The organism is Kitasatospora sp. NPDC127067 (assembly GCF_042724755.1).
GTDB lineage: Bacteria > Actinomycetota > Actinomycetes > Streptomycetales > Streptomycetaceae > Kitasatospora > Kitasatospora lactacystinica.
Window position 1 is genome coordinate 1 of record NZ_JBHXEM010000022.1, and the last position, 23,922, is coordinate 23,922.

At 72.5% G+C, this 23,922-nt stretch carries 23 protein-coding genes and 5 pseudogenes; 18 read left to right on the plus strand and 10 right to left on the minus strand.

The annotated features are described in order from the left end of the window. The coding region (locus ACFWJ4_RS12290; protein WP_380542432.1) for a hypothetical protein at positions 1–498 on the plus strand (498 nt) is incomplete at its 5' end. A gap of 176 nt (positions 499–674) precedes the next feature. After that, complete coding sequence (locus ACFWJ4_RS12295; RefSeq protein ID WP_380542435.1) at positions 675–1,352, plus strand: SMI1/KNR4 family protein; 678 nt, start codon at positions 675–677, stop codon at positions 1,350–1,352. A gap of 52 nt (positions 1,353–1,404) precedes the next feature. Here the strand turns inward: ACFWJ4_RS12295 and ACFWJ4_RS12300 are convergent, their stop codons facing one another. Continuing rightward, positions 1,405–1,776, minus strand: coding sequence for a hypothetical protein (locus ACFWJ4_RS12300; protein WP_380542438.1), 372 nt, complete (start codon positions 1,774–1,776; stop codon positions 1,405–1,407). A 770-nt stretch (positions 1,777–2,546) separates the two neighbouring features. Here ACFWJ4_RS12300 and ACFWJ4_RS12305 point away from each other — a divergent pair. The 3 genes from ACFWJ4_RS12305 to ACFWJ4_RS12315 all read left to right on the plus strand — a co-directional run bounded on the left by ACFWJ4_RS12305 (position 2,547) and on the right by ACFWJ4_RS12315 (position 6,733). Then, on the plus strand, positions 2,547–2,729 hold the full coding sequence (locus tag ACFWJ4_RS12305; protein ID WP_359908198.1) for a thiazolylpeptide-type bacteriocin: 183 nt from the start codon (positions 2,547–2,549) through the stop codon (positions 2,727–2,729). Between the two features lie 141 nt (positions 2,730–2,870). Next, positions 2,871–5,525, plus strand: a complete 2,655-nt coding sequence (locus ACFWJ4_RS12310; RefSeq protein WP_380542441.1) for a lantibiotic dehydratase — start codon at positions 2,871–2,873, stop codon at positions 5,523–5,525. After that, complete coding sequence (locus tag ACFWJ4_RS12315) at positions 5,522–6,733, plus strand: lantibiotic dehydratase C-terminal domain-containing protein (protein WP_380542444.1); 1,212 nt, start codon at positions 5,522–5,524, stop codon at positions 6,731–6,733. The genes ACFWJ4_RS12310 and ACFWJ4_RS12315 overlap by 4 nt, the downstream gene beginning before the upstream one ends. A gap of 71 nt (positions 6,734–6,804) precedes the next feature. Here ACFWJ4_RS12315 and ACFWJ4_RS12320 read toward each other — a convergent pair whose 3' ends face one another. Together ACFWJ4_RS12320 and ACFWJ4_RS12325 are read right to left on the minus strand one after the other, a co-directional pair. Next, entirely contained in the window at positions 6,805–7,050 is a 246-nt protein-coding gene (locus ACFWJ4_RS12320; RefSeq protein WP_380542447.1) for a hypothetical protein, read from the minus strand. Further along, positions 7,047–8,213, minus strand: a complete 1,167-nt coding sequence (locus ACFWJ4_RS12325) for an inorganic phosphate transporter (RefSeq protein WP_359908209.1) — start codon at positions 8,211–8,213, stop codon at positions 7,047–7,049. Before ACFWJ4_RS12325 ends, ACFWJ4_RS12320 begins: the two co-directional genes overlap by 4 nt. Before the next feature lie 189 nt (positions 8,214–8,402). Between ACFWJ4_RS12325 and ACFWJ4_RS12330 the strand changes: the two genes are divergently transcribed. Beyond that, entirely contained in the window at positions 8,403–9,134 is a 732-nt protein-coding gene (locus ACFWJ4_RS12330) for a hypothetical protein (protein ID WP_380542450.1), read from the plus strand. A gap of 468 nt (positions 9,135–9,602) precedes the next feature. Here the strand turns inward: ACFWJ4_RS12330 and ACFWJ4_RS12335 are convergent, their stop codons facing one another. Next, positions 9,603–9,830, minus strand: coding sequence for a hypothetical protein (locus tag ACFWJ4_RS12335; protein WP_380542453.1), 228 nt, complete (start codon positions 9,828–9,830; stop codon positions 9,603–9,605). A gap of 117 nt (positions 9,831–9,947) precedes the next feature. Between ACFWJ4_RS12335 and ACFWJ4_RS12340 the strand changes: the two genes are divergently transcribed. Further along, entirely contained in the window at positions 9,948–11,039 is a 1,092-nt protein-coding gene (locus ACFWJ4_RS12340; protein WP_380542456.1) for a DUF5937 family protein, read from the plus strand. 102 nt (positions 11,040–11,141) lie between these two features. Here ACFWJ4_RS12340 and ACFWJ4_RS12345 read toward each other — a convergent pair whose 3' ends face one another. Beyond that, entirely contained in the window at positions 11,142–11,819 is a 678-nt protein-coding gene (locus ACFWJ4_RS12345; protein WP_380542459.1) for a hypothetical protein, read from the minus strand. Between the two features lie 403 nt (positions 11,820–12,222). Between ACFWJ4_RS12345 and ACFWJ4_RS12350 the strand changes: the two are divergent. The 3 genes and pseudogenes from ACFWJ4_RS12350 to ACFWJ4_RS12360 all read left to right on the plus strand — a co-directional run. Beyond that, positions 12,223–12,654: pseudogene (locus ACFWJ4_RS12350) on the plus strand (putative PEP-binding protein); the annotation flags it as partial. Between the two features lie 109 nt (positions 12,655–12,763). Next, positions 12,764–12,937, plus strand: coding sequence for a hypothetical protein (locus ACFWJ4_RS12355; RefSeq protein WP_380542665.1), 174 nt, complete (start codon positions 12,764–12,766; stop codon positions 12,935–12,937). Positions 12,938–13,177: 240 nt separating this feature from the next. Further along, positions 13,178–13,471, plus strand: a pseudogene (locus ACFWJ4_RS12360) (cytochrome b N-terminal domain-containing protein); the annotation flags it as partial. A gap of 132 nt (positions 13,472–13,603) precedes the next feature. Here the strand turns inward: ACFWJ4_RS12360 and ACFWJ4_RS12365 are convergent. Further along, positions 13,604–13,846 (minus strand): annotated as a pseudogene (locus tag ACFWJ4_RS12365) (4Fe-4S ferredoxin); the annotation flags it as partial. A gap of 244 nt (positions 13,847–14,090) precedes the next feature. Here ACFWJ4_RS12365 and ACFWJ4_RS12370 point away from each other — a divergent pair. From ACFWJ4_RS12370 to ACFWJ4_RS12385, 4 genes and pseudogenes are all read left to right on the plus strand, one after another. Further along, positions 14,091–14,249, plus strand: a pseudogene (locus tag ACFWJ4_RS12370) (universal stress protein); the annotation flags it as partial. 67 nt (positions 14,250–14,316) lie between these two features. Then, complete coding sequence (locus ACFWJ4_RS12375) at positions 14,317–14,574, plus strand: universal stress protein (RefSeq protein WP_380542462.1); 258 nt, start codon at positions 14,317–14,319, stop codon at positions 14,572–14,574. Further along, positions 14,564–15,046: an Hsp20/alpha crystallin family protein gene (locus ACFWJ4_RS12380; protein WP_380542465.1), complete on the plus strand. Its 483-nt coding sequence runs from the start codon at positions 14,564–14,566 to the stop codon at positions 15,044–15,046. Before ACFWJ4_RS12375 ends, ACFWJ4_RS12380 begins: the two co-directional genes overlap by 11 nt. Continuing rightward, positions 15,043–15,321: a DUF1876 domain-containing protein gene (locus ACFWJ4_RS12385; RefSeq protein ID WP_380542467.1), complete on the plus strand. Its 279-nt coding sequence runs from the start codon at positions 15,043–15,045 to the stop codon at positions 15,319–15,321. Before ACFWJ4_RS12380 ends, ACFWJ4_RS12385 begins: the two co-directional genes overlap by 4 nt. A 113-nt stretch (positions 15,322–15,434) precedes the next feature. Here ACFWJ4_RS12385 and ACFWJ4_RS12390 read toward each other — a convergent pair whose 3' ends face one another. The 4 genes from ACFWJ4_RS12390 to ACFWJ4_RS12405 form a co-directional block, all read right to left on the minus strand. Continuing rightward, entirely contained in the window at positions 15,435–15,569 is a 135-nt protein-coding gene (locus ACFWJ4_RS12390; RefSeq protein WP_380542470.1) for a DUF6126 family protein, read from the minus strand. An 81-nt stretch (positions 15,570–15,650) separates the two neighbouring features. Beyond that, positions 15,651–17,294 carry a SulP family inorganic anion transporter gene (locus tag ACFWJ4_RS12395; RefSeq protein ID WP_380542656.1) on the minus strand — a complete coding sequence of 548 codons (1,644 nt, stop codon included), beginning with the start codon at positions 17,292–17,294 and terminating at the stop codon, positions 15,651–15,653. Positions 17,295–17,374: 80 nt separating this feature from the next. Next, positions 17,375–17,731 (minus strand): ArsR/SmtB family transcription factor, encoded by a 357-nt coding sequence (locus tag ACFWJ4_RS12400; RefSeq protein WP_380542473.1) that lies wholly within the window; start codon positions 17,729–17,731, stop codon positions 17,375–17,377. 2 nt (positions 17,732–17,733) lie between these two features. Further along, complete coding sequence (locus ACFWJ4_RS12405; protein ID WP_380542476.1) at positions 17,734–17,925, minus strand: hypothetical protein; 192 nt, start codon at positions 17,923–17,925, stop codon at positions 17,734–17,736. A gap of 92 nt (positions 17,926–18,017) precedes the next feature. On the opposite strand from ACFWJ4_RS12405, the pseudogene ACFWJ4_RS12410 reads away from it, so the two are divergent. The 4 genes and pseudogenes from ACFWJ4_RS12410 to pflB all read left to right on the plus strand — a co-directional run. Then, a pseudogene (locus ACFWJ4_RS12410) lies at positions 18,018–18,143 on the plus strand (ATP-binding cassette domain-containing protein); the annotation flags it as partial. A 151-nt stretch (positions 18,144–18,294) separates the two neighbouring features. Beyond that, entirely contained in the window at positions 18,295–18,705 is a 411-nt protein-coding gene (locus tag ACFWJ4_RS12415) for a universal stress protein (protein ID WP_380542478.1), read from the plus strand. A 179-nt stretch (positions 18,706–18,884) separates the two neighbouring features. After that, positions 18,885–21,548, plus strand: a complete 2,664-nt coding sequence (gene adhE, locus ACFWJ4_RS12420; RefSeq protein ID WP_380542481.1) for a bifunctional acetaldehyde-CoA/alcohol dehydrogenase — start codon at positions 18,885–18,887, stop codon at positions 21,546–21,548. A 12-nt stretch (positions 21,549–21,560) separates the two neighbouring features. Next, a complete protein-coding gene (pflB, locus tag ACFWJ4_RS12425; RefSeq protein WP_380542484.1) occupies positions 21,561–23,825 on the plus strand; it encodes a formate C-acetyltransferase in 2,265 nt (754 codons plus the stop codon). Positions 23,826–23,922 lie beyond the last annotated feature (97 nt).

The following is a 23,922-nucleotide window of genomic DNA, read 5'->3' on the forward strand; positions in this document are numbered from 1 at the left end:
GAGTTGCTCGTCTCGGCGCACCGCCGCCGGCACCGGAACGACCGCGTGAACCGGGACCTCCCGCGCCCGCCGACCGGGGACCCGAAGCCCGCACCACCGAGAGGAACGAGCACCCCCGTGGGATCCAGCTTCTACGTCAGCCCCGACCGCGCTCAGGCCGGACCGTGGGCCTTCACCGGCGAGCAGGTGGAGGACTGCGTCCGGCGGCACTGGCCGCACGCCGCGGTGAGCCGCGCGTTCGAGAATTTCCTGGAGATCGACGCGGAGATCGAACCCGGCCGCCGGGCGGAGCTGTCGTTCAACCTGCGGCACGGCGCGTTCTCCTTCGAGGACCGGGAGCCGCACTCCGGGCCCCTGACCGTCATCCACACGGTGCTGCACACCCTTGCGCCCGAGGTCCCCGTCGTCCGGTGGATCGACTACGACGCGGATCTCCGGCCCCTCGACCCGGCCGGAGGCCTCGAAGCGTTCATCGACGACTTCCCGGCCCGGCCGTAGCCGGGCGCGCGGTTCGGCCGGGGCTGCCGACCGCTGTCGATGGTCTGTCGACGGGGCGCAGGTTCTCCATCTGTGACCGGTGCGGTGAGCCGGGGCTCCGATGTCGGCGGCGAGCACTATCGTCCATGCTCGCCGTCGACGGAAGAAACAGGAGAACCAGGAGAACCAGGAAAGCCATGAACACCCAGGTGGACTGGTCGTCAGTCCGGGAACGCGTCATGGCGGTGGAGGAGGCCGAACGTCGGGCCCGTGGCCTCGGGCCGTCCCGGTGCCCGGTGTTCGAACCCGCCCTGACCCCCGCCGAGATCGCCGAGGCCGAGACCCAGTTCGGCGTCGCACTCCCCGATGAGTACCGCGCATTCCTGGCGGAGGTCGGGGCCGGCGGTCCCGGACCGGCGCTCCACCTCACCTCGCTGCGCCGGATCGACGGGACATGGGGATGGGTCTGGGACGACGACGAGGACCACCCCTGGCTGCTGGACCCCAGCGGCCCGTTCGTCGAGACGGAGGGCTGGGCCGACCGGCAGACCGCGACGCTTCGCGCCGCCGGGTACGAACCCGCCGCCCGGGACGGGGACACCAGCCGCCTGGACGACTACCGCGAGGTATTCGGCGACGCCGGCGACGAGATCTGGCACGTGGAACGCGGCCGGGGCGCGATCCACATCAGCGACAACGGGTGCGGGATGACCGGCTGGCTCGTCGTCGTCGGCCCTCACCGCGGGGAGCTCCGCGACCGGGACTGTGCGGTCGACCCGCCCTTCGAGCCGTGCGTCGACGCGCGGGGGAACCGCCACACCTTCGCCACCTGGTACCTCGACTGGCTGGAGCGACGCGAAGCGGCAACCCGGTGAACGGGCGCGGCGACGCTCCGCCGGCCGCCCTTTCAGCTGCCGCCCGTCGCGCTCACAGCTGCTGCCCAGTGCGGGGGTCGTAGCGGACCGCGACGGCCGCCTCGTTGCGGCGCTCGTCGCCGTCGATCTGGATCAGCCAGCCCAGCGAGCTGCCGAGCGGCGGCGGCTGGGTCTCCTCGGTGATGAGGTAGTCGACCCGCCATTCGGGGGCGGGCGCGCCCGCCGCGCCCGAGGTGCGGTACTCGTCCGCGCGGGAGTACCAGCCGGCCACCGTCCGCCCGGCGAGCGGCAGTTCGACGGTGCCGGCGGGGAGGGGCGGCTGCTTCTCGGGCGGCAGCGGGTAGCGGCCGGCGCTGTTCCGGTCGGGGGCGGGCGGGGCCACCGGGCCGGGCCGCCAGAAGTCCGGGGCGACGAAGTAGAGCATCTCCTCGACGTCGAAGAGCTGGTTGATCTGCTCCGATTCCGCGAACGGGGGTGGTCGGGGTCCTGGGGATAGTGACCGTTGTTCTCCAGGCGCCGCAGGATATCGCGGAAAACGGAAGCCCTGCCCTGGCCGGATCCCGATGGTCGCGCTCCGGCTTCTCCCCCGCCGGGGCGCGGGCACGACGAGCGGAGCGGGCGGGACAGGAGGCGTGAAGGCCGGGTGAAGGACCTGTCGGCAGTCGCCGGGGGCGTGGAGCTGCCCTCTTCACGGGAACGGGGACGAACCGCTTCCCCGCCGCACCGCACCGCGGCCGGCGCGCCGGCCGGACCCGGCGAGCTTTCGGGGGCGTACGCATGGGGGCGAACCGGGCACCGCGGTGCCCCGCCGGGGTGCGGCCGGCGCCGCGGGCCGCAGCGGATTACCGGCCAATGTGACCGGAGCGCCCTCTCGGCGGAGCGGGCCTCGACCTAGACTCGGCAAAAAGGTGGCGCCCGGCCGGTATCGATCCGGTCCGAGCCGCGCGCCCACGGGGGACCAGGCGCATCCGCACCATCCCGCTCGGGCACGCGTGTGCGCTCGAGCACGCATGTGGCACCTCTGCGCGGCACCGTCGCACTGCCCACGGCGTCGTCGCACTGCCGGAGGACGGCGGCTCCCGGGGATCGTGTTCCTGCCAAGGGTCGTCGTCGGGCATCCGGCCCACGTTCCGGCACGGACCCGGTCCGGCGATCCACCGGGCCGACCCCTTCGACACTCCTCGGGAGACCTCCATGTCCGACCACCTGCAGGACGTCCTCGCGCTCGACGACCTCGACCTCGACCTGGGCGAACTGACCGTCACCGCGCTGCGCGACAGCATCGCGCTGCCGGAGGGCGGCGCGTCCACCAACTCCACCTCCTGCAACTCCTCCTCCAACTCCAGCATCGTGCACCCGACGACGACGTGGTTCTGACCCTGCTGAGCCCTACCGAGCCCTGCTGAGCTGTAGCAAGCCCTACTGAGCGGCGCCGAAGCACCACGGAACCCGGCGCGTTCCACTGCGAACCGGCCGGGTTCCCCCGCCGTCCCGCCCGCCCTTCGGAGGTCGCCCGCCGTGCCCGACCCTGCCCCGTCCCGGGCCCCCTCCCCGGCCGCGCCGGAACCGGCGCCCGCGCCGCCCGTCCGCGCCGCCGCGTCCACCGCCGCGTCCACCGCGGCCTACGCGCTGGTACGCGCCGCCGTGCTCGCCCGGGCCGCGCAGTCCGCCCCCTCCGCCCTCGCCCGGGACCTGCTGGCGCGGCTCACCGCCACGGAGGCCGCCGACGCCGCCCTGCGCCCCGCACTCGGCGACGACCTGTACGCCAGCCGGGCCGGACACGACGAGCAGTTCCACCGGCGGATCGTCCTGCCCCTGCGCAGGGACCTCCACAACGGCCGCACGCCCCGCGCCGCACAGCTCGACCGGCTGGGCGACCTGCCCGCCCGGCTCCCCCGGCTCGCGCAGTGGCTGGAGCTGCGGGAGCGGCACGCCCGGCTGCTGGCCGAGCTGGCCGGGGCCGTACCGCCGGCGCTCGCGGCGGAACGGGCCGCACTCGCCGCGGTGTGCCGGGAGCCCGCGTTCCGGCGCGCCGTCGCCCTGGGCAGCGCCGACCTGCTGCGCGCGGTGGTCACCGCCTCGGACGTGAGCGCCGGGCGGGGCGGCCGGGCCCGCAAGGAGGAGGCCAAGGTGCTGCGCCACGCGCTGCGGGCGACCGGCAAGACCAGCCCCCTGTCCTGGTTCACCGCGGTCGGCTGGGCCTCGGACGGCCCGCGCCCGGCCGATGCGGGGACGGCCCCGCGCGCGGTCGTCCGCGCGAACCGGACCCTGGTCGGGGCGCTGGTCCAGGCCCTGGTCGACGAACCCCGGCGCGGCCGGAGCCTGCCGCACCGGATGACCAGCGCCGCCCGCGTCCACGCTGGACGGGCCCACTACCGGCGCACCCGGATGGAGTTCGTCGGGGGCCGCTACCTCGCCGCACGCGAGGAGGAGGTCGAGGTCGGCGCCCGGCCGGAGCTTGCACTGCTCGCCTCCCTGGCCGCGACCCCCGACCCGCCGGAGCGGCGCGCCGCGCGGCTCGCCGAGGCCCTCGGTCGCCCCTGCGAGGACCCGACGGTACGGCGCTTCGTCGAGCAGCTCCTCGCCGCCGGGCTCCTGGTGCCCGCCGAACCCGTCGACCCGCAGAGCCCCGATCCGCTGGAACAGCTCGCCGCATGGCTCCGGGCCTGGCCCGAGGACGCCGGGCTGGCCCGCAGGATCCGCGGACTCGCCGACGACACGGCCGGGTACGCGTCCGCGCCGGCCGAACGCCGACCGGGCCTGCTCGCCGACCTGACGGCCGACTGGCGCCGGGTCCTCGCCGACGCCGGCCGGCCCCTGCCCGACCGGACCACGCCGTTCGACGTGCTCAGCGAGGACGTCCACGCGCCCGCCCCGCCGCAGTCCCGACCGGGCGCCGCCGACCGGGCCGTGCTCGCCGAACTCACGGCGCTGGCCGAGCTGTTCGACCAGGGCCATCTGATCCGCCGGACCGCCCGGGACCGCTTCGTCGCCCGCTACGGCGCCGGCGGCGTCTGCTCCACCCCGTGGGAGTTCGACGCCGCCATCGACAACGCCTGGGCCGACGTCCCGGTCCCCGACGACATCGCCTCCCTGCGGCGGGAGTTCCTCGACCTGCCCGAGGCGGACGGGGAGGTCGTGCTGCCGGCCGACCGGGTGCGCGCCCTGGCCGCCCGGCTGCCCGCCTGGACGGCGGTCCGGCCGCTCAGCTACTCCTGGTTCGTCCAACGCGAGCCGTCCGAGGGCCTGTTGTGCGTCAACCACGTCTACTGCGGCTGGGGTCGCTTCACCAGCCGGTTCCTCGACGCCACCGCGCCGCAGGCCGCCGCCGAGGTCGCCCGGCAGATCCGCGCCGGGCTCGGCGAGGGCGCGCGCGCCGCCCAGATCCGCCCGGTGGGCGGCTTCAACGCCAACCTGCATCCGCTCCTGCTCGCCGAGGACATCGGGCCCGACCGCCGGTGGACCGCCCTCGCCGAGGCCGACCTCGACCTCGTGCACGACGTCGCCGGCGACCAGCTCCGGTTCCGGCTGCGCTCCACCGGCGAGCACCTCGACGTCCTCTACCTGGGCTTCCTCTCCCCGATCATGCTGCCGCAGTGGCTGGCGCCCCTCCTCGCCGACCACCCGACCGGCATCGTCGCCTTCCCGTCACTGCTGCCCCGCACGACGCTGGCCGCCCCCGGCGGCACCGTCACCCGCACACCGCGGCTGCGCCACCGGCATGTCGTCCTCGCCCGCCGCCGCTGGCACCTCCCGGCCGGGGTCCTCGACGCCCTGCGCGCCGACCTCGCCGCCGATCCCGGCCCGGACGGCGTCCCCGCCGCCACCGTCGCCCGCTGGCGTGCCCGCCTCGGCCTGCCCGAGCAGCTCTTCCTCCACCCCGTGACCGGGCCCGCCGAGGACGCTCCGGCCGTCGACACCTTCCTCGACCGGCTCCGAGCGCCCAAGCCCCAGCCCGTCGACCTCGGCAACCCGCTCCACCTCCGGCACCTGGGCCGGTGGCTCGCCCGCCACCCGCACGGCGCCCTGCTGGAGGAGGCCCTGCCCCTCGTCGGCGGGCAGTCGGAACCGGCGCGGACGGTCGAACTCGTCCTGGAGACCTACCGCCCGGCCCAACCCGCCGCCCGCACCCTGTCCGCCCCGCCGGTGCCGCACCGAGGAGTCGCCCGATGAGCGAGCCGACGACTGAGTTGACGAGTGAGTTGACGGGTGAGCCGATGCGCGGTCCGGCCGGCCGCCCCGCGCCCGGGACCGCCCTCGACGTGATCCTCTACCACTACCAGCCCGTCAAGGCGCGCGCCCTGCGCGAGGCCGTCCTGCCGCTCGCGCGCCGGGCGACGGAGCAGGGGCTGCGCGCCCACGTCGAACGGCACTGGCGGTTCGGGCCGCACCTGCGGCTGCGGCTGGAGGGGCCGGCCGAGCGGGTGGCCGCCGTGGCGGAGGAGTCCGACCGGGCGCTGCGGACGTGGGCGGCCGCGCACCCGTCCGTCGCCGACCGCACGCGGGAACAGTTGCTCGCCGAGGCCGCCGTCGCCGGGCGGGCCGAGCTGATCGCCCCGCCGTACGGCCCGCTGGTGCCGGACAACACCGTCCGGGTGGTGCCCGTCGACCCGGCCGCGACGGCCGACCTGCACGCGCTGCTCGGGGCCGAACCCGCTGCGCTGCGCGACGAGTTGATGCGCGCCGGGCTGCCCGCGATCACCTCGGCCTGCGCGTTCCTCGGGGAGCACGGCGACACCGCGCAGGCCCGGGTGCGGCTGGTGCTCACGGCGCTGGCGGCGCACGCGAGCACCCATCCGGACGGGCTGATCGGCGGGCACTACTCCTTCCTCTCCCACCTGGAGGACTTCCTCGTCCACGAGGACCCGGACGGCCGGATCCGAGCGGCCTTCGATCAGCGCTGGGAGCGCGGCGGCCCCGCCGCCACGGAACTGGTCCGCCGCGTGGCGGCCGGGGACACCCGGGGCTGGGAGCAGGACTGGGCGCGCTGGTCGGCCACGGCCTGGGACCGGGCCGAGCGGCTGCTGGCGGCCGGGGCCGACCTCTCCGGCCGCGGCGAGGAGTACCGGGCTCGCGCGACCGCCCTCGGCGACCCGGCCACCGCCGAACGCTGGGACTTCGAACTGCGCACCCGTTACAGCGAGTTCCACCGGATGATGACCCGCAGCGACCCCGACGGCACGCTGTTCGACCGCACCCACTACCTGATCTACCGGACCGGCACCAACGCCCTGTACCGGCTTTTCGCGATCTGCGACGTCCGGCCGGTGGAGCGCTACCTGGCCGCCCACCTCCTCGTGCGCAGCGTCCCAGAACTCACCGGGCACCGGTGGCGGGACTACATCGCCGGGGTGATCGCCATGGTCGAGGGGCCGGCGTGACGGCCCTTCCACCTCGCAGTCGCCGCCCGTGCCCCGCCGGCGCGCCACCGCCGCGACCACCGCCTCCGCACTCAGCTGTGGTTGACGATGATGAAGATGCCCCAGCCGATCGCGGCGAGGACCACCGCGAAGCACACCACGGCAACGGTCCAGCCGAGCGCCCCGGCGGCGCGGCGGGAGACCCCGGCCCCGTCGATCCCGACCGGTGGGTAGAGGGCGCGCACACCGATGGCGAACAGCGCGGGCAGACCGGCGCCGGCGAGGAATCCGACCACGACGATCTTCCAGAGCGCGTCCAGATCGACCCAGGAGTTCACGGGGCCACCTCGTCGGTGGCGGGAACGGGCTCCGGGTCCGGGATGACCGACCCGGTCCACGCGGCGTTGACGTTCGCCGGGGTGACCGCCGGGTGGCGGGACGCGACGAAGAAGGCGATCGAGGCCAGCACCAGAACGGCGAAGATGGTCACGACGCCCCCGGTGCCGCCGATCCCGTCGGCGACCCAGTAGGCGAGCGCCCCGACCAGTGCCGCCGCCGGGAGGGTGAGCACCCAGGCCACCACCATGCGGCGGGCGATGTTCCACCGTACGACCGCGCCCTTCTTGCCGACCCCCGATCCGAGGATCGACCCGGTGGCGACGTGGGTGGTGGAGAGCGAGTAGCCGAAGTCCGTGGAGGAGAGGATGACCGCGGCCGAGGCCGACTCACTGGCCATCCCCTGCGGCGGTTCGATCTCCACCAGCCCCTTGCCCAGCGCCCTGATGACCCGCCAGCCGCCGATGTAGGTGCCCAGCGCGATGGCCGTGGCGCAGGAGGCGATCACCCAGTCCGGCGCCTTCGCCCCGGCGCTCAGGGTGCCGCTGGCGATCAGGGCCAGCGTGATGACGCCCATGGTCTTCTGGGCGTCGTTGGTGCCGTGGGCGAGCGAGACCATGCAGGCCGACCCGACCTGACCGCTCCGGAAGCCCCGCGTGCGCGGGCCCTCGGAGACGTCGCGGGTGACGCGGTAGACGAGGTAGGTGCCGAGCGCGGCGACCGAGCCCGCGATGAACGGCGACAGGGCGGCCGGCACGATCACCTTGGCGACGAGGCCCTGCCACTTGACGGCGGAGGCCCCGGCCGCCGCCATGGTCGCCCCGACCACGCCGCCGATCAGCGCGTGCGAGGAGCTCGACGGGATCCCGACGTACCAGGTCGTCAGGTTCCACAGGATGCTGCCCGTCAGGCCCGCCATGACCACGGTCAGCGTCACGTCCTGGCTCTGCACCAGACCGCTGGCGATCGTCGCGGCGACCGCGGTCGACAGGAAGGCGCCCACCAGGTTCAGCACCGCCGAGACGCCGACCGCGACACGCGGCGGGAGGGCGCCGGTGACGATCGAGGTCGCCATGGCGTTGCCGGTGTCGTGAAACCCGTTGGTGAAGTCGAAACCGAGCGCGGTGACCACCACCAGCGCCAGAACCACGTCATTGCCGGTCACGCGTCCGAACCTAACCCGCCGGCCGCCGCCGCCCCGGTCCCCCGCCACCCGTACGGGGCCGGGCGGTGGAGGACACCATCCGATCGGACCAGCACACCGTGGAACCGGAGCGGAGCGCACAGAACGGAAGCACTACTCGGTCAATAATTGAGTGTCGCCGACCACTTTGGGACTGGTAGCGTCCCGGACGTGGCAAAGCTGAACCAGATCATCGCCGTTGAAAAGGGCGTCAAGTCCAAGTCCTTCCAGGAGCTGACGCAGGCCCACCAGGACCTGCAGAAGCCCGCGCTGCTGGCCGGGATCTCCCGCACCTACCAGCCCAAGGACGAGGAGGGCGAGCAGCTGCCGCCGGAGTCGACCCGTGTGCAGCTGAAGGCCGAGGACATCCTGCGGTCCACCGCGCAGACCCTCACCCGGCTCTTCGACGTGACGGCCACCAAGGACTGGGCCAACATCGGTGCCAGCGCCGATGTGGTGGTCGACGGCCAGGTGCTCCTCGCCCGGGTGCCGGTGCCGTACCTGCTCTTCCTGGAGAAGCAGCTCACCGACCTGTTCACCTTCGTGAAGAAGCTCCCGGTGCTGGACGCCTCCGAGTCCTGGAACCTCGACCCGTCCACCGACGCCTGGAAGACCGAGCCGGTGCGCACCATCCGGACCAAGAAGGTGCCGCGCAACCACGTCAAGGCCGAGGCCACCGAGAAGCACCCGGCCCAGGTCGAGGTCTACTACGAGGACATCGCGGTCGGCTACTGGACCACGGTCAAGTTCTCCGGCGCGCTGCCGGCCCGCCGGGTGAACGAGCTCGCCGAGCGGGTGGAGAAGCTCCAGCAGGCGGTCAAGTTCGCCCGCGAGGAGGCCAACGCGGTCGAGGTCACCGACCAGCGGGTCGGCGACGCCGTCTTCGGCTACCTCTTCCGGTAGCCCCATGATCGCCCGCCCGGGGAGCCGGGCGGGTGCACCGAGCGCGTCGAACACCCTGTCCGGGAGACCGGGCGGGTGCGCTGCACGGTGCGAAAAGCTGACACTGACGTTGAAGCTGACCAGAGGTCCCAGTGGAGGTTCGAGTCCTCCCCCCGGCACCACCGGCCGGGGTAGCCCAAGCAGGCAGAGGCAGACCCCTTGAATCTCAGACTCTCGCTCCAGTCTCAGCATTCGCCGCCGAACACCGGATCGACCGGGTGCGGACGAATATCGACGAATGCAGGTTCAAGTCCTGTCTGTGCCGCTCCGTGGCACGGTAGTTCAAAGGTAGAACGCGTCGATTTCAACCTGATCCGCGACCCTTAAACGTGCCGGTGTGCGCAATTGGGCGGCAAACAGGGGCCCGGGAGCTGGCTACGCTCCCGGGTCCTCTCGCGTTCCCGGGGCGCGGCCCCGGCAGGACCACCACTACGGCCGGCACACCCCGGCCCGCCGCCGGCGGCGGAGGAGGGCCGCGCGGAGGGCCAGGCGGAGGCGGCCGGTGGTCGGGCGGCCGGCGAGGACGGCCTCGAAGCGGCGGTGATCGCGGACCGCACGGAGCACCGCGACATCGTGGGTACCGGGGGCCGGCGGGGCCGGCTCGGCGTGCTGGGCGGCCCGGTAGCTGTCGAAGAGGTGCTGCTGCAGTGCGTTCATGCGCCCACCGTGCACCCCGGCGGCCCCACAAGTCCCGTCGATTGACGGCCCCCGTCAAATGACGGGACGGCTCCCCCCGCCCGACCCGGCGCCGCGGCGGCCAGGCACCATGGAGGGGTGAGCGTGACCATTGACATCACCGGACTGCCGCACGAGCGGATCACCTTCTGCCCCTCGCCCCTGGCCGAACTGAGCAACGCGCTGCACGCGCTGGCCGAGCCCGCTCACCACTCCCGGCTGCACGCGTGGACGACGACGACCTCCGCCGCACTCAAGCCGGAACTGGCCGACCGGCTGCTCGAAGCCGACTTCATGTGGCGGTCGACGCGCTCCGACTTCCTGATGCCGGCCCGGCCCCGGGAGACCCTCACCGAGGAACTGGACGACCTCGACCGCATGGAAGACGAGAAGTTCGTCGGCGCGGCGCTGGAGATCTCGTGCAGCATCAGCCACTACCCCAAGGGGCTGCCGTCGCCCCTGGTCGACGCGTGGTCGCGGCGCCGCGCGCTCGACCTGGCGGCGGCGCGCGGCCCGCGCCAGGCGGCCTTCGTCGAGCGGATGCTCGCCGAACCCACCGCCACGCGCGCGTGGATCCGGCGCCTCCTGGAGGACTGCGAACAGGCGTTCTTCGCCGACACCTGGCGCCGGGTCCGCGTCCAGCTCGCCGCCGACGCCCAGCACAAGACCGAGCTGCTGCGCCGCAAGGGCCTGGCGGAGGCGCTCACGGCCGCGTCACCGGCGCTGAGCCTGGAGGAGGACGAGCACGGCAGTCGCATCGTCGTCGACAAGCTCGTCCACGGCCGCACCGAGGCCCGCGGCGCCTCCCTCACCCTGATACCGACCGTCTTCGGCTGGCCGCACCTCTTCACCCTGTACGGGCCGGGCTGGCAGCCCGTGATCCAGTACCCGGCGGCCGCCCACGAGGTCGGCGGCGCCGAGCCGGTGGAGACGGTCAAGCTGCGCCTGGACGCGCTGACCCACCCCATGCGGATGAGCCTGTGCCGCAACCTCGCGCGCGGCGCGTACTCGACCAGCGAGCTGGCCGACGCCTACGGCATCACCGCCCCGGAGGTCTCCCGCCATCTCACCGTGCTGAAGAAGGCCGGGCTGGTCATCACCCGGCGCCGGGGCCGCTACGTCCTCCACCAGCTCGACATCTCGGTCGTGGCCCGGCTCGGCAGCGACTTCCTGGAGTCCGTGCTGCGGTGAGGACGGCCGGGCGGCCGGACGCCAGGCGGGGCGGGGGGCGGGCCGCCGCGACGGGCGGATCGGCCCGGCACCCCGTACCGCCACCACCCGCCCGCCCGCGCGTCAGGCCCAGGGCTCCCCCGGACGGGTGCCACCGCCGAGGACGAGCAGCGCCTCTCCCGTGGACAGGTCGCCCGGCCGCCGTACGGACCTGCCGTAGGCACTCGCCGCGTTGCCGAGCGCGAGGAGGGCCTCCGCACTCGGCCGCGCGGCCCGGTCGGGACGGAGGCGGTCGGCCGCCAGCCGGGAGAGCCGGGCGATCGTCTCGCACGCGCGGACCGACACGTTGCGAAGGAACTCCCCGACGCGCCGGTCGTCGAGGAGACGGCCCGCGGACGCGCCGGCCCGTTCGGCGAGCGTGTCCCAGACGCGGGAGACGGCGTCACGAACGGTGCGAAGCTGCTGCCACTCGGGGACGGCGCGAAGGGCGAGGGCGTGCCGGTCGACGGCGCGGAGTGCGGCGTTCACCGCCATCGCTCCGCTCCTCGTGCCCACGTGCCCCGTCCCGTCGGCGGCGGGCGCTTCCGATGCGTCGGGGAGCGCGGCGACGTGCTGCCAGTGGACCTGGAGCGCCTCCACATCGGCCTCAAGAACCGCTCGCAGATCCCCGGCGGTACTCCGCCCCTCGGGCACGGCCTCCTTCCAGGCCTCCGCCACCTCGTACAGCTGCGCTCTGAGGTCCGGCAGGTCGGCGCCTTCCGCGGCCTGCTGCTCCTCCGTCCGCGCCAGGGGCAACTCCACGCCCCACAGGGGGAGTTCATCCCCGGACGGCGTTTCCTCGACGGCTTCGACCGAGCTCTGGCCCGCACTGGCGACTGACTCGCCGCGACCCGCTCCAGGACCGACAGCGGCGTTCTCCGGTGAATTCACTGAGCGCATTCTCCAACTTCCGGACGACGAAGGGTCATGGCTGCCTCTCTGCCCTCGCGCAGGAAGGAGCGTTCGACACGAGCAGCACTCCCGAGGCGCTGAACTCACCTGGTGTAACAGCTCTGTTGAGGGTTGTCGACCGATGCGACCGACGTGTCTCCGACTCCCGGTCCAAACCGCCCGCGGGGGTGTGATTCCGGCTTTTCCAGCCAAGTGGTTGCCGCCGTGACGCTTTCCCGACCATATGCCCGGGTGGATCCCGTGACCGTGGGTGATGACCCTACTCGGCTCAGCGGGGATTGCCGGGCACCACCGGGCCCGGAAGGCTGGGAGCCCGGGGGAAGCACCCGGAACGCCAGGAGTCTTCGCGCATGTCCCCGAAAACGATCGCCGCCGTCGCCGTGGGCCTCGCCGGCACCATCGCCCTCGGAGCGGCCGGCTGCCTCGCCCTGCCCGCCGCCTCCGTCCTCCAGGACGCGGCCGTCGACGGCCCTGGTCCACCCCGAGCAGTTGTCCAGCGGGGACCGCCGACTGGTCGGCGAGCCGACCTACGGCTACCCGGACCGCCCAGGCGGCCGACCGTCACGTCGGCCTGTGCGGCCGGCGGCCGAGCAGCGACCCGGACGTCACCCACTTCCTGCTGCAGGCCGGGATCGACTCGATCTTCGTCACCCCGGACAGCTCCGCCGCCGTGAAACGTGCCGTGGCCGAGGCCGAGCAGGAGTGGCCCGCCATCCGGGGCAGCCCCGCATGCCGGCGGCCTGGTGCCCGCCGAGACTGGGCACCGGGCTCCCGGCTTTCGGAAGGAGAGCGTGATGGCGGTGTCACCGCTGTCGGCACCTGTCGATCTCAACCATCCCGGGCACTACGTCCACTGGGGAATGGTGCAGATCTCGGTGGCGAACCTGATCGTGATCGGCGTGATAGTGCTGCTCTTCGTGGTCGCGCTGCTGCTGCCGTTCCCGAAGGGACGGCGCCGCGATGACTAGCTGGACGGGCGCGGTGCGGCGGTTCGCGTCCGTCGGCTGCCTCCGGAGAAGCTGCTGCCGGACACTCAGCCGGCGTACATGGCCTCGTGGGTCTACCTCTTCGGTGTACTCACGGTGTCCTCGCTGGTGGTGGTGCTGGTCTCCGGCGGGATCCTGGCGCTGAAGGGCCCGGGGTGGTGGCATGCCTCCGCCGTCGGGAAGTACGTGAACAGCGTGCACCTGTGGAGCGCCGAACTGTTCATGGCGTTCATGGTGATCCACTTGTGGGGCAAGTTCTTCATGGCCGCCTGGCGGGGGCGACGGGCGCTGACCTGGGTGACCGGTGCGGTCACCTTCCTGGCCTCGATCGCCACGGCCTTCACCGGTTACGTGGTGCAGCAGAACTTCGACCCGCAGTGGATCTCCGGGCAGGCCAAGGACGCACTCAACGCTGTCGGGATCGGCGCCTGGTTCAACGTCCTGGACTTCGGCCAGATGCTGATGTGGCACATCGTGCTCTTCCCCCTCGTGCTGGTGCTGTTGACGGCCTGGCAGATCCTGCTGGTACCAGATCGACCCGTTCAAGACCTCGAGCAGCAGGGCGCGGGTGTTTGGGTGTCTCCATCGGTCCGAAGCAGCCGTAGCAGCCCCACGCGTACGCTGAGCAGATGGCGCCGCATCCGGCCACTGCGGGCCGGCAGTGTGCGCGAAGGCCGCCCGGTCCTCGCGCCGGTGCAGCCGGTAGGTGCCCGCCTCGGCCTCGACGCCCCAGCCGTGCGGCAGGTCGTCCGCCGAGGACAGCTCGGCGAGGACGATCGCCCCGTCCCGGGCGGTAGGACCGATCACGGTGAAGCCGCGCTGCCGCAGGGCGTCCACCAGCGCGGCGAGGCCCTGTTCGCCCAGCTCCGCAAGTGCTGCGCTGGTGTTCATCGGAGGATTCCCCGGGCTGCTTTCCGGTGCCGCCCGGGGTGGGCGGCCCGAGTACTTCCCCTGTCAGCCGCTTCCCGGGATTCCGCACGGGCCGCACGGCCCCGCCTGAAGGCCAGGGCCCACCGGCCTGCGGCACGGGCCCGACCGGCCCTCCCCGGCCGCACGGCGGCGGCCGACGATGGGGGTGCTGAAGGCTTCACACAGAGCCGGTGACGGCGCCGGCCCAGGCCGAACGGAGACCGCGATGAACGGCTTCGAAACCCGCCGCCCCGTGATCGTGGGTGTCGACCGCTCCGAGGCGAGCCGCTGGGCCGTGCGCTGGGCGGCGGACGAGGCCTCCGGGCGCGGCCTGCCGTTGCAGCCCCTGCACACCCAGGAGTGGCCGACCGGAGGTCCGGAGGGGGAAGCGGGCCACCACTGGGCCGTCGGCCTCCGGGCCGCCCGAAGGCCTCTCCGGCCCCGGACCGGTCGTGGTCGGAGTGGACGGCTCGGAGGCCTCCCGGGCCGCGATCGGCTTCGCCTTCGAGGAGGCCGCACTCGCCGGAGCCGACATCCAGGCCGTGGAGGTCCGGCGGCCCGCCGACGCCGCACGGCCGGACCTGGTCGAGGAGTCCCTGGTGGACCTGTCCGAGTCCCTGGCCGGCTGGGTAGGCCCACCTGCCGACGCCCGACCACCCGACCACGAACGAGCCGCAACCCATCACGCTGGAGACCGTCATGGCCAGTGACCTGCTCAGAGGATTCCCCTTCGGCTACCGGTGGCCGTCCCTGCCGGAGCTCTTCGAGAACTTCCCCGTCGACCTCCGCATGCCCGTCGGTGAGCACATGATCCACATCGAGGACTCCGAGACCGACGGCGTCTACCAACTCAAGGCCGAACTCCCCGGCGTCGACCCCGACAGGGACATCACGATCAGCGTCGACGACGGCATCCTGACCATCCGGGCCGAACGCACCGAGGAGAAGAAGGACAAGCAGCGCTCCGAGTTCCGCTACGGCTCGTTCACCCGCAGCGTCCGGCTGCCCGTCGGCGTCCGCGAGGAGGACGTCACCGCCGCCTACGACAAGGGCGTCCTGACCGTCCGCGCACCGATCGGCGAACCCAGGAAGCCCGCCCGCACGATCGAGATCACCCGAGGCGGTCGGCCCGACCGACCGGACAGCCCCGAACCCGACCCGGCCCGGGAGGACCGGCCATGAGCACGACGACCACGACTCCGATGCACACCAAGCGGTGGACCCTGCGCCTCGACCTCTTCGAGCAGGGTGACACCACGAAGGCCCACGCCGTTCTCAACACCGGCGACAACACCTTGGAGTCCCGCACCACCGCCCGCCGCAACCCGAACGATCCCGCCGTCCCCGAGATCGGCGACGAGTACGCCGCCGCCCGCGCCCTCATCGACCTCGGTCATCGACTCCTCCGTGCCGGCCTCTCCGACTCGGCTGCGAACGACCAATCCATCGCGGGCTGAGCAGGCCGGTCGAGTTCGCGACGTTCCGCGAACCGTGGCAGCCCGAGATCATGCGGCAGGGGGCGACTACGTCCTGTCGGGCCGCTCGCCGCCGCCCCCTCCTCCGCCGGGGTTCAGTGGCGGTCGCCGAGGGCGAAGAGCAGGATGACGAAGCCGGCGAACAGGTGGGTGCCGAGGATGTAGATCCCGGCCCGGATGAGCATGGCCTTGCGCCGGCTCTTCTCCTCGGAGGTGGCATCGTTGCTCATGGCCGGTGTTCCTCGGGTCGGGTGGGCAGGGCAGTCGTGGCGGGCCGTGGGCGGTTCACCCCTGGGGCTCCCGGGGTGCGGTCATCGGTCGGTTCCCTTCCATGGCATGGCGTCGGCCAGGACGCCGGTGGTGTGCAGTTCGGCGCGGGCGTAGGCGATGGCCTCGGGGGTGTGGCCGAAGACCCGCCCCGCGGTGTTCAGGCCGTCCAGGACGCCGAGGGCGTCCAGGGTGCGCCGGTGGCCTTCCTTCACTCCGGAGACCAGGACGAGGATGCCGCGCCGCTCCAGCTTGCCTATCGCATCCCCCAGCACCAAGGCACCGGTGGAGTCGATGGCGGTGACCCGGGACAGGCGCAGGATGACGGCCTTGACGTCGGTGGTCTCGGCGAGTTGGAGCAGGAAACGGTGGGCGGCGGCGAAGAACACCGGGCCGTCTATCCGGTACGCGGCTATGTGCTCGGCGAGGAGTGCCTGCTCCTCCTCGTGGTGGTCGGCGGGCGGCAGACCGTCGTGCAGCGGCACCTGCTGGAGCCTCGCGGAGCGGGCGACCTGACGCAGGGCCAGGATCCCGGCCACGGCCAGGCCGACGATGACGGCGGTGACCAGGTCGAAGGCGAGGGTGGCGGCGGCGGTGAGGACCAGGACGGCGGCCTCGCCGCGGCCGCTGCGGGCGAGCGCCCGCAGCGAGGCGACCTCGACCATCCGCACCGCTGTGGCGATCAGGACACCGGCGAGGGCGGCCAACGGGATGTCCTCCACGAGGGGTGCGGCGGCGAAGACGACCACGGCGAGCACGACGGCGTGGACCAGGGCGGCGAGCGGGGAAGCCGCGCCGGAGCGGACGTTGACGGCGGTGCGGGCGATCGCGCCGGTGGCGGCGACACCACCGAACAGCGGAGCGACCAGATTCGCCACTCCCTGGCCGAACAACTCCCGGTCACTGTCGTGGCGTTCGCAGACGCTCATCGCGTCGGCGGCGGTCGCCGACATCAGCGACTCCAGCGCCGCCAGGGCGGCGACCGCGAGGGCGGCGGTCAGCAGGTGCGGAACGGTGCCGAGGTCGACGAAGCCCAGGGACGGCAGTGGCAACCCGGCCGGGAGGTGGCCGATGGTCGCCACGTCCAGATGGACGGAGCGGGCCGCCAGGGTCGCGGCGGCGACGGCGATCAGCGAAAACGGGATGCCGGGGCGCACCCGGGCTCCGACCAGCATCACGGCGGCGACGCCGAGCGCCAGCGCGAGCGCCGCCGGGTGCGGGTGGCGGACGGAGTCGGCGACGGCCCGGGCCGCGACGACCACGACGTTCTCCGCGTCACCCTTCTCCATGCCGAGGGCGGCCGGCACTTGCTGGAGCCCGATCACTCCGGCGATGCCGAGGGTGAAGCCCTCCACCACCGGGGCGGGGACGTAGGCCATGAAGCGGCCGGCCCCGCCGATGGCAAGGACGATCAGCAGCAGACCGGCGATCAGGCCGACGGTCAGCACGCCGGAGGTGCCGTACTGGTGGACGATCGGGACCAGGACGACGGTCATGGCCCCGGTGGGTCCGCTGACCTGGAGGTTGGAGCCGCCGAATATCGCGGCCAGCGCCCCGGCGACCACTGCGGTGGCCAGTCCGGCCTCGGCACCGGCGCCGGAGGCGACACCGAAGCCGAGCGCGAGCGGCAGGGCCACGATCGCCACGGTCAGGCCGGCCAGGAGATCCTTGCGGGGCGAGCGGCCCATGGTGGCGAGGGTCGCGCGGTCCGGCAGGACGGCCCGGACGCGATCAGCGGCCCGGCCTGTCAGGGTGCTCCGGGTGGCACTCACGCGCTCTTCTCCTGAGTGCCACGCACGGCGGCCTCACGCAATTCGGCGAGCAGCGTCTCCTGGTCGGTGATCATCTCGGTGAGGATGCGGCGCGCGGCGCGCAGCAGCTCGGCGACGTCCGGGGTGCTCAATGCGTAGACCACCGTGTTGCCCTCGCGGCTGGCCGTGACCAGGTTGCTGCGGCGCAGGACACCGAGCTGCTGGGAGAGGCTGGACGGCTCGATCTCGATCGCGGCGAGCAACTCGCGCACCGGGAGCGGCCCGTCCTGGAGCAGTTCCAGCACGCGGATGCGCGCCGGGTGACCGAGCGTGCGGAAGAACTCCGCCTTGGCCTGGTAGAGCGGGACGGCCATGCTCAGTCCTCTTCCTCTTCCTCGGCGGCGCACTCGACCTCGATGCCGTGGTGGGCGGCGATCCGCAGGAGCTGCCTGACGCGTCCGGCGTACGCCTGGGCGCCGTCCTCGTCAGCGGCCGCCCGAGCGCTTGCCCGCTGCCTGCGGGCTTCTGCGATCTGCTCGCGAAGCTCCTGGTCGAAAACGTCGCTCATGCGCCCCTCCTTGCCGCGGGCGCTGCCGCGCACGGCCACACTCCTACCGGATACAGAACAACATAATCTATTGACTTGAAGAATTCTTCAAGTTGCGATCGTTGGGGATCGGCGTCGACCGGCTCGACCTCACTGTCGAGCAGGGCGAGGTGTTCGGGCTCCTCGGTCCCAACGGAGCCGGGAAGACCACCGCCATCCGCTGCCTGACGGGCCTGCTGCGGCCCAGTCGGCGGCCGCCAGGCTCGCCTCGGAGGTGTCGATACCGACGGTGACGGGAAGGTCCACGGTGGTTGTCTCCTCAATGACAGCCCCCCTGATCCTCGGTCAGGAACCCCAGGTCCAGTCTGCTACCTCGGGCAGGTCGGTGCCGTGTTCACGGATCCGTGCGACGCGGTGCTCGCCTTCGCCTTCCGGCACGCGGCCGGCACCGGCGCCGCCCTGCGGGTGATGGAGAGCCGGGACACCTTCCGCGGCCCGTACGCGACGGCGGCGCCGGTGGACCGGTGGGAGATCGGGGAGTCCCTGGCGGCCGCCGAACAGGTGCGGCTGCAGGACGCCCTGGCGCGCTGGCAGGACAAGTTCCCCACGGTCCGTACCGAGGCGGAGGTGTGCGCCTGGAGCGCGAGCAGGATGCTCGTGGAAGCCTCCCGTACCGCCTCGCTGGTCGTCCTCGGCCGGCGCGCTCCCAAGCACCCGATGGCCGGACCTCGACTGGGGCCGGTGGCCCAGTCCGTGCTCCACCACGCCCACGGCCCGGTCGCCGTCGTACCGCACGACTGAACCGTCCACCGGGTCCCGGCCGCGGGACCAACCGCGCGCCGGGCCCGGGACCTTCGGCCGCAAGCGGGTCCCATTGGTCGGATCCCCCGGCGCGCGGCACGAGGAAGCCTTGAGGAGAAGGCGCACGGCACCCGCCCGGCGCCCTGAGCTCGGACGCTGATCCGGAGAGGTAGCCCACTATGGCACGTCGCCCGCAACGCGAGTCGAAGGCGGCTCCCGCGAGCAACAGCCTTCCCAGCCTCACCCCCCAGCCGCCTACCGCCGTCGACACACTGGTCGCCTCCGCCCTGGAGTCCCTGCAGGAATACGCCTCGTTCACGCAGGAACAGGTCGATCACATCGTCAAGAAGGCCTCGCTGGCAGCGCTGGCCGAGCACACCGGGCTCGCCGTGCTGGCCGTGGAGGAGACCGGGCGCGGCGTGTTCGAGGACAAGGCGGTGAAGAACGTCTTCGCGTGCGAGAACGTCACCCACGTGATGGCCCGGACGAAGACGGTCGGGGTGGTGTACCGCGACGAACTCGACGGCATCGTGGAGATCGCCGAGCCGGTCGGCGTGGTCGCCGGTATCACCCCGGTGACCAACCCGACCTCCACCACGATCTTCAAGTGCCTGCTCGCGCTCAAGACCCGCAACCCGATCGTGTTCGCCTTCCACCCCTCGGCCCAGCGCTGCTCGGCCGAGGCGGCCCGGATCGTGCGGGACGCGGCGGTGGCGGCCGGCGCCCCCGCGCACTGCATCCAGTGGATCGCGGAACCGTCCATGGACGCCACCCACGCCCTGATGAACCACCCGGACGTCGCCACCATCCTGGCCACCGGCGGCAACGCGATGGTGCGGGCCGCGTACTCCTGCGGCAAGCCGGCGCTGGGCGTCGGCGCGGGCAACGTCCCCGCGTACGTGGAGAGGAGCGCGGACCTGAAGCGGGCGGTGAACGACATCGTGCTGTCGAAGTCCTTCGACAACGGCATGATCTGCGCCTCCGAGCAGGCCGTCGTCCTCGACGCGGAGATCCGGGAGGCGGCGCTCGCCGAGTTCCGGAAGCTGAAGGCGCACCACGCGAGCGCCGAGGAGAAGGCGCTGCTGGAGCGGTACCTGTTCGGGGCCGGGGACGGTACGGCGTGCGCCGGCGACCGTTTGAACGCCGAGGTGGTGGGCCGCTCGGCGGCGCGGGTCGCGCAGGCGGCGGGCTTCGAGGTACCGGCCGACACCTCGGTGATCCTCGTCGACTGCGAGCGGGTCGGCCCCTCGGAGCCGCTGACCCGCGAGAAGCTCTGCCCGGTCCTGGCCGTACTCACCGCCCGCTCCCGCGCGGAGGGCGTCGAACTGGCCTCTGCCATGGTGGAGTTCAACGGCCTCGGGCACTCGGCGGCGGTGCACACCGAGGACGAGGCGTTCGTCGAGGAGTTCGGGCACGCGGTCAAGGCCTGCCGGATCATCTGGAACGCGCCCAGCTCGCAGGGCGGCATCGGCGACGTCTACAACGCCTTCACGCCCTCGTTGACCCTGGGCTGCGGCAGCTACGGGCACAACTCGGTCTCCGGGAACGTGTCGACGCTGAACCTCGTCAACATCAAGCGGATCGGGCGGCGCAACACCAACATGCAGTGGTTCAAGGTCCCGCCGAAGATCTACTTCGAGCGCAACTCCGTCAAGTACCTGGCGAGCATGCCCCGCGCGCACCGCATCGTCGTCGTGACCGACCGGACCATGGTGGACATCGGCCACCTGGAGCGGATCCGCAGTGTGCTCGACCGCCGCCGCGACCCGGTCGAGGTACGGGTCATCGACTCCGTCGAGCCGAACCCGAGCATCGACACCGTCCGCAAGGGCGCCGCCCTGATGCGCGAGTTCGCGCCGGACACCATCATCGCCCTGGGCGGTGGCTCACCGATGGACGCGGCCAAGGTGATGTGGCTGATGTACGAGCACCCCGAGGTGGAGTTCGCGGACCTGAAGGAGAAGTTCTTCGACATCCGCAAGCGTGCCTTCACCTTCCCCGACCTCGGCGAGAAGGCCAAGCTGGTCTGCATCCCCACCACCTCGGGCACCGGCAGTGAGGTCACCCCCTTCGCCGTCATCACCGACACCGCCACCGGCCAGAAGTACCCGCTCGCGGACTACGCGCTCACCCCGAGCGTGGCCATCGTCGACCCGGCCCTGACCACCGGCCTCCCGAAGCACGTCACCGCCGACACCGGTTTCGACGCGCTCACCCACTGCATCGAGACCTACGTCTCCGTCTACGCCAACGACTTCACCGACGGACTCGCGCTCCAGGGCATCCGGCTGATCTTCGACAACCTGGAGCGCGCGGTGCTGAACGGAGCGGACGACCCCTTCGCCCGCGAGCGGATGCACAACGCCGGCACGATCGCCGGAATGGCCTTCGGCTCCGCCTTCCTCGGCGCCGTACACGCCATGGCCCACACCCTCGGCGCGACATTCCACATCGCCCACGGCCGCACCAACGCCCTGCTGCTGCCGCACGTGATCCGCTGGAACGGCGCCGCCCCGGCCAAGGTCACCGGCTGGCCCAAGTACCGGAGCTACACCGCCCCCGAGCGCTACCAGGCGATCGCCCGGATGCTCGGCCTGCCGGCCGTCACTCCCGAACAGGGCGTCGAATCCCTCGCCGCGGCGGTCGAGGACCTGCGGGACAGGGCCGGCATCCCGCGCTCCTTCAAGGCCGCCGGAGTCGACGAGGCCGCGTTCCTGGCGGCCCTCCCCCAGCAGGCCATGAACGCCTACGAGGACCAGTGCGCCCCCGCCAACCCCCGGATGCCGATGCTCGCCGACATGCAGCAGCTGATGCGCCGCGCCTACTACGGCGACCAGGCCTGAGAGGACACCGAGATGACCACCTCGCAGCACGAGCGGACCGCACTCGCCTGGGACGGCTTCCGGGGCGGACCGTGGCGGGACACCGTCGACGTCCGCGACTTCATCCAGCGCAACTACACCCCGTACGAGGGCGGGGCCGACTTCCTCACCGGCCCCACCGAACGGACGACCGACGTGTGGCGGCAGATCACCGACCGCTTCCCCGAGGAACGCGCCAAGGGCGTGTACGACGTCGCGTACGACATCCCGGCCGGCATCACGGCGCACGCGCCCGGATACATCGACCGCGAGAAGGAGCTGATCGTCGGCCTGCAGACCGACGCCCCGCTGAAGCGAGCGATCATGCCGTACGGCGGCTGGCGGATGGTGGCCGGCGCGCTGCGGACCTACGGGTACCCGGTCGACCCGGAGCTGGAGAAGGTCTTCACCCGGTACCGCAAGACCCACAACGACGGCGTGTTCGACGCCTACACGCCCGAGATCCTCGCGGCCCGCAGGGCCGGCGTCATCACCGGGCTCCCGGACGCCTACGGCCGCGGCCGGATCATCGGCGACTACCGGCGCGTCGCCCTGTACGGCGTGGACCGGCTGGTCGAGGCCAAGCTCGCCGAGAAGACCGAGCTGGACGCGCCGCCCACCGACCCGGCGCGGCTGGAGGAGACCATCCGCGAGCGCGAGGAACTCGCCGAACAGATCCGCGCACTGGGCGAGCTCAAGGAGATGGCCTCGGCGTACGGGTACGACGTCTCCGGCCCCGCCGCGACCGCCCGCGAGGCGATCCAGTGGCTGTACTTCGGCTACCTCGCGGCCGTCAAGGAGCAGAACGGCGCCGCCATGTCGCTCGGCCGCACCTCGACATTCCTCGACGTCTACCTCCAACGTGACCTCGCGGCCGGGCTCCTCATCGAACAGCAGGCCCAGGAACTGGTGGACGACTTCGTCATCAAACTGCGGATCGTCCGCTTCCTGCGCACCCCCGAGTACGACGAACTGTTCTCCGGCGACCCGACATGGGTCACCGAATCGATCGGCGGCATCGGCACCGACGGCCGCACCCTCGTCACCCGGACCTCCTTCCGCTACCTTCAGACCCTCTACAACCTGGGCCCGGCGCCCGAGCCCAACATGACGGTCCTCTGGTCACCGCGACTCCCCGAGGGTTTCAAGGAGTTCTGCGCCCGCGTCTCCATCGACACCTCCTCGCTCCAGTACGAGTCCGACGACCTCATGCGCCCCCGCTTCGGCGACGACACCGCCATCGCCTGCTGCGTCTCCGCCATGGAGGTCGGCAAGCAGATGCAGTTCTTCGGCGCCAGGGTCAACCTCGCCAAAACCCTCCTCTACGCGATCAACGGCGGGCGGGACGAACTGACCGGCGCCCAGGTCGGGCCCCCGACCGCCCCGGTGGGCGGCGCGGTGCTCGACTACGACGAGGTGCTGGCCCGCTTCGACGAGCAGCTGGAGTGGCTCGCCGGGACGTACGTCCACGCGCTCGACGTCATCCACTACATGCACGACAGGTACGCCTACGAGCGGATCGAGATGGCCCTGCACGATCGGGCCGTCCGGCGCACCATGGCCTGCGGCATCGCCGGGCTCGCGGTGGCCGCCGACTCGCTGTCCGCGATCAGGTACACCAAGGTCCGTCCGGTGCGCGACGAGACCGGACTGGTGACCGACTACCTGGTCGAGGGCGACTACCCGGCGTACGGCAACAACGACGACCGGGCCGACGCGATCGCCGTCCGGCTGGTCGAGGACTTCATGACCAAGGTGCGCAAGCACCCCGCCTACCGGGGCGCCGAACACACCCAGTCCGTCCTGACCATCACCTCGAACGTCGTCTACGGCAGGAAGACCGGCAACACCCCGGACGGGCGGCGGGCCGGCGAGCCGTTCTCCCCGGGCGCCAACCCGATGAACGGGCGCGACGCCCACGGCTACGTGGCCAGCGCGCTCTCGGTCGCGAGGCTCCCCTACGCGCACGCCGAGGACGGCATCTCGCTCACCAACACCGTGACCCCGGAGGCGCTCGGCCGCACCCCCGAGGAGCGGGTCCGCAACCTGGTCGGCGTGCTGGACGGCTACACCACGTGCCACGGCTTCCACATGAACGTCAACGTCCTCGACCGGGACACCCTGCTGGACGCCATGGACCACCCGGAGAAGTACCCGCAGCTCACCATCCGGGTCAGCGGCTACGCGGTCAACTTCGTCCGGCTCACCCGCGAGCAGCAACTCGACGTGATCGGCCGCACGTTCCACGACGCACTGTAGCCTCGCCACCCGCTCGCGGTGGCGGCGCCCCCCCCCCCCCCCCCCCGCCCCCCCCCCCCCCCCCCCCGGAGCCCCCCCCCCCCCCCCCCGCCAGGGG

Coding starts and splice junctions, on each gene's coding strand:
- ACFWJ4_RS12295 (WP_380542435.1), top strand. CDS start 675: ATGAACACCCAGGTGGACTGGTCGTCAGTCCGGGAACGCGTCATGGCG.
- ACFWJ4_RS12300 (WP_380542438.1), bottom strand. CDS start 1,776: ATGCTCTACTTCGTCGCCCCGGACTTCTGGCGGCCCGGCCCGGTGGCC.
- ACFWJ4_RS12305 (WP_359908198.1), top strand. CDS start 2,547: ATGTCCGACCACCTGCAGGACGTCCTCGCGCTCGACGACCTCGACCTC.
- ACFWJ4_RS12315 (WP_380542444.1), top strand. CDS start 5,522: ATGAGCGAGCCGACGACTGAGTTGACGAGTGAGTTGACGGGTGAGCCG.
- ACFWJ4_RS12335 (WP_380542453.1), bottom strand. CDS start 9,830: ATGAACGCACTGCAGCAGCACCTCTTCGACAGCTACCGGGCCGCCCAG.
- ACFWJ4_RS12355 (WP_380542665.1), top strand. CDS start 12,764: ATGGCGGTGTCACCGCTGTCGGCACCTGTCGATCTCAACCATCCCGGG.
- ACFWJ4_RS12380 (WP_380542465.1), top strand. CDS start 14,564: ATGGCCAGTGACCTGCTCAGAGGATTCCCCTTCGGCTACCGGTGGCCG.
- ACFWJ4_RS12385 (WP_380542467.1), top strand. CDS start 15,043: ATGAGCACGACGACCACGACTCCGATGCACACCAAGCGGTGGACCCTG.
- ACFWJ4_RS12390 (WP_380542470.1), bottom strand. CDS start 15,569: ATGAGCAACGATGCCACCTCCGAGGAGAAGAGCCGGCGCAAGGCCATG.
- ACFWJ4_RS12395 (WP_380542656.1), bottom strand. CDS start 17,294: ATGGGCCGCTCGCCCCGCAAGGATCTCCTGGCCGGCCTGACCGTGGCG.
- ACFWJ4_RS12400 (WP_380542473.1), bottom strand. CDS start 17,731: ATGGCCGTCCCGCTCTACCAGGCCAAGGCGGAGTTCTTCCGCACGCTC.
- ACFWJ4_RS12405 (WP_380542476.1), bottom strand. CDS start 17,925: ATGAGCGACGTTTTCGACCAGGAGCTTCGCGAGCAGATCGCAGAAGCC.
- adhE (WP_380542481.1), top strand. CDS start 18,885: ATGGCACGTCGCCCGCAACGCGAGTCGAAGGCGGCTCCCGCGAGCAAC.
- pflB (WP_380542484.1), top strand. CDS start 21,561: ATGACCACCTCGCAGCACGAGCGGACCGCACTCGCCTGGGACGGCTTC.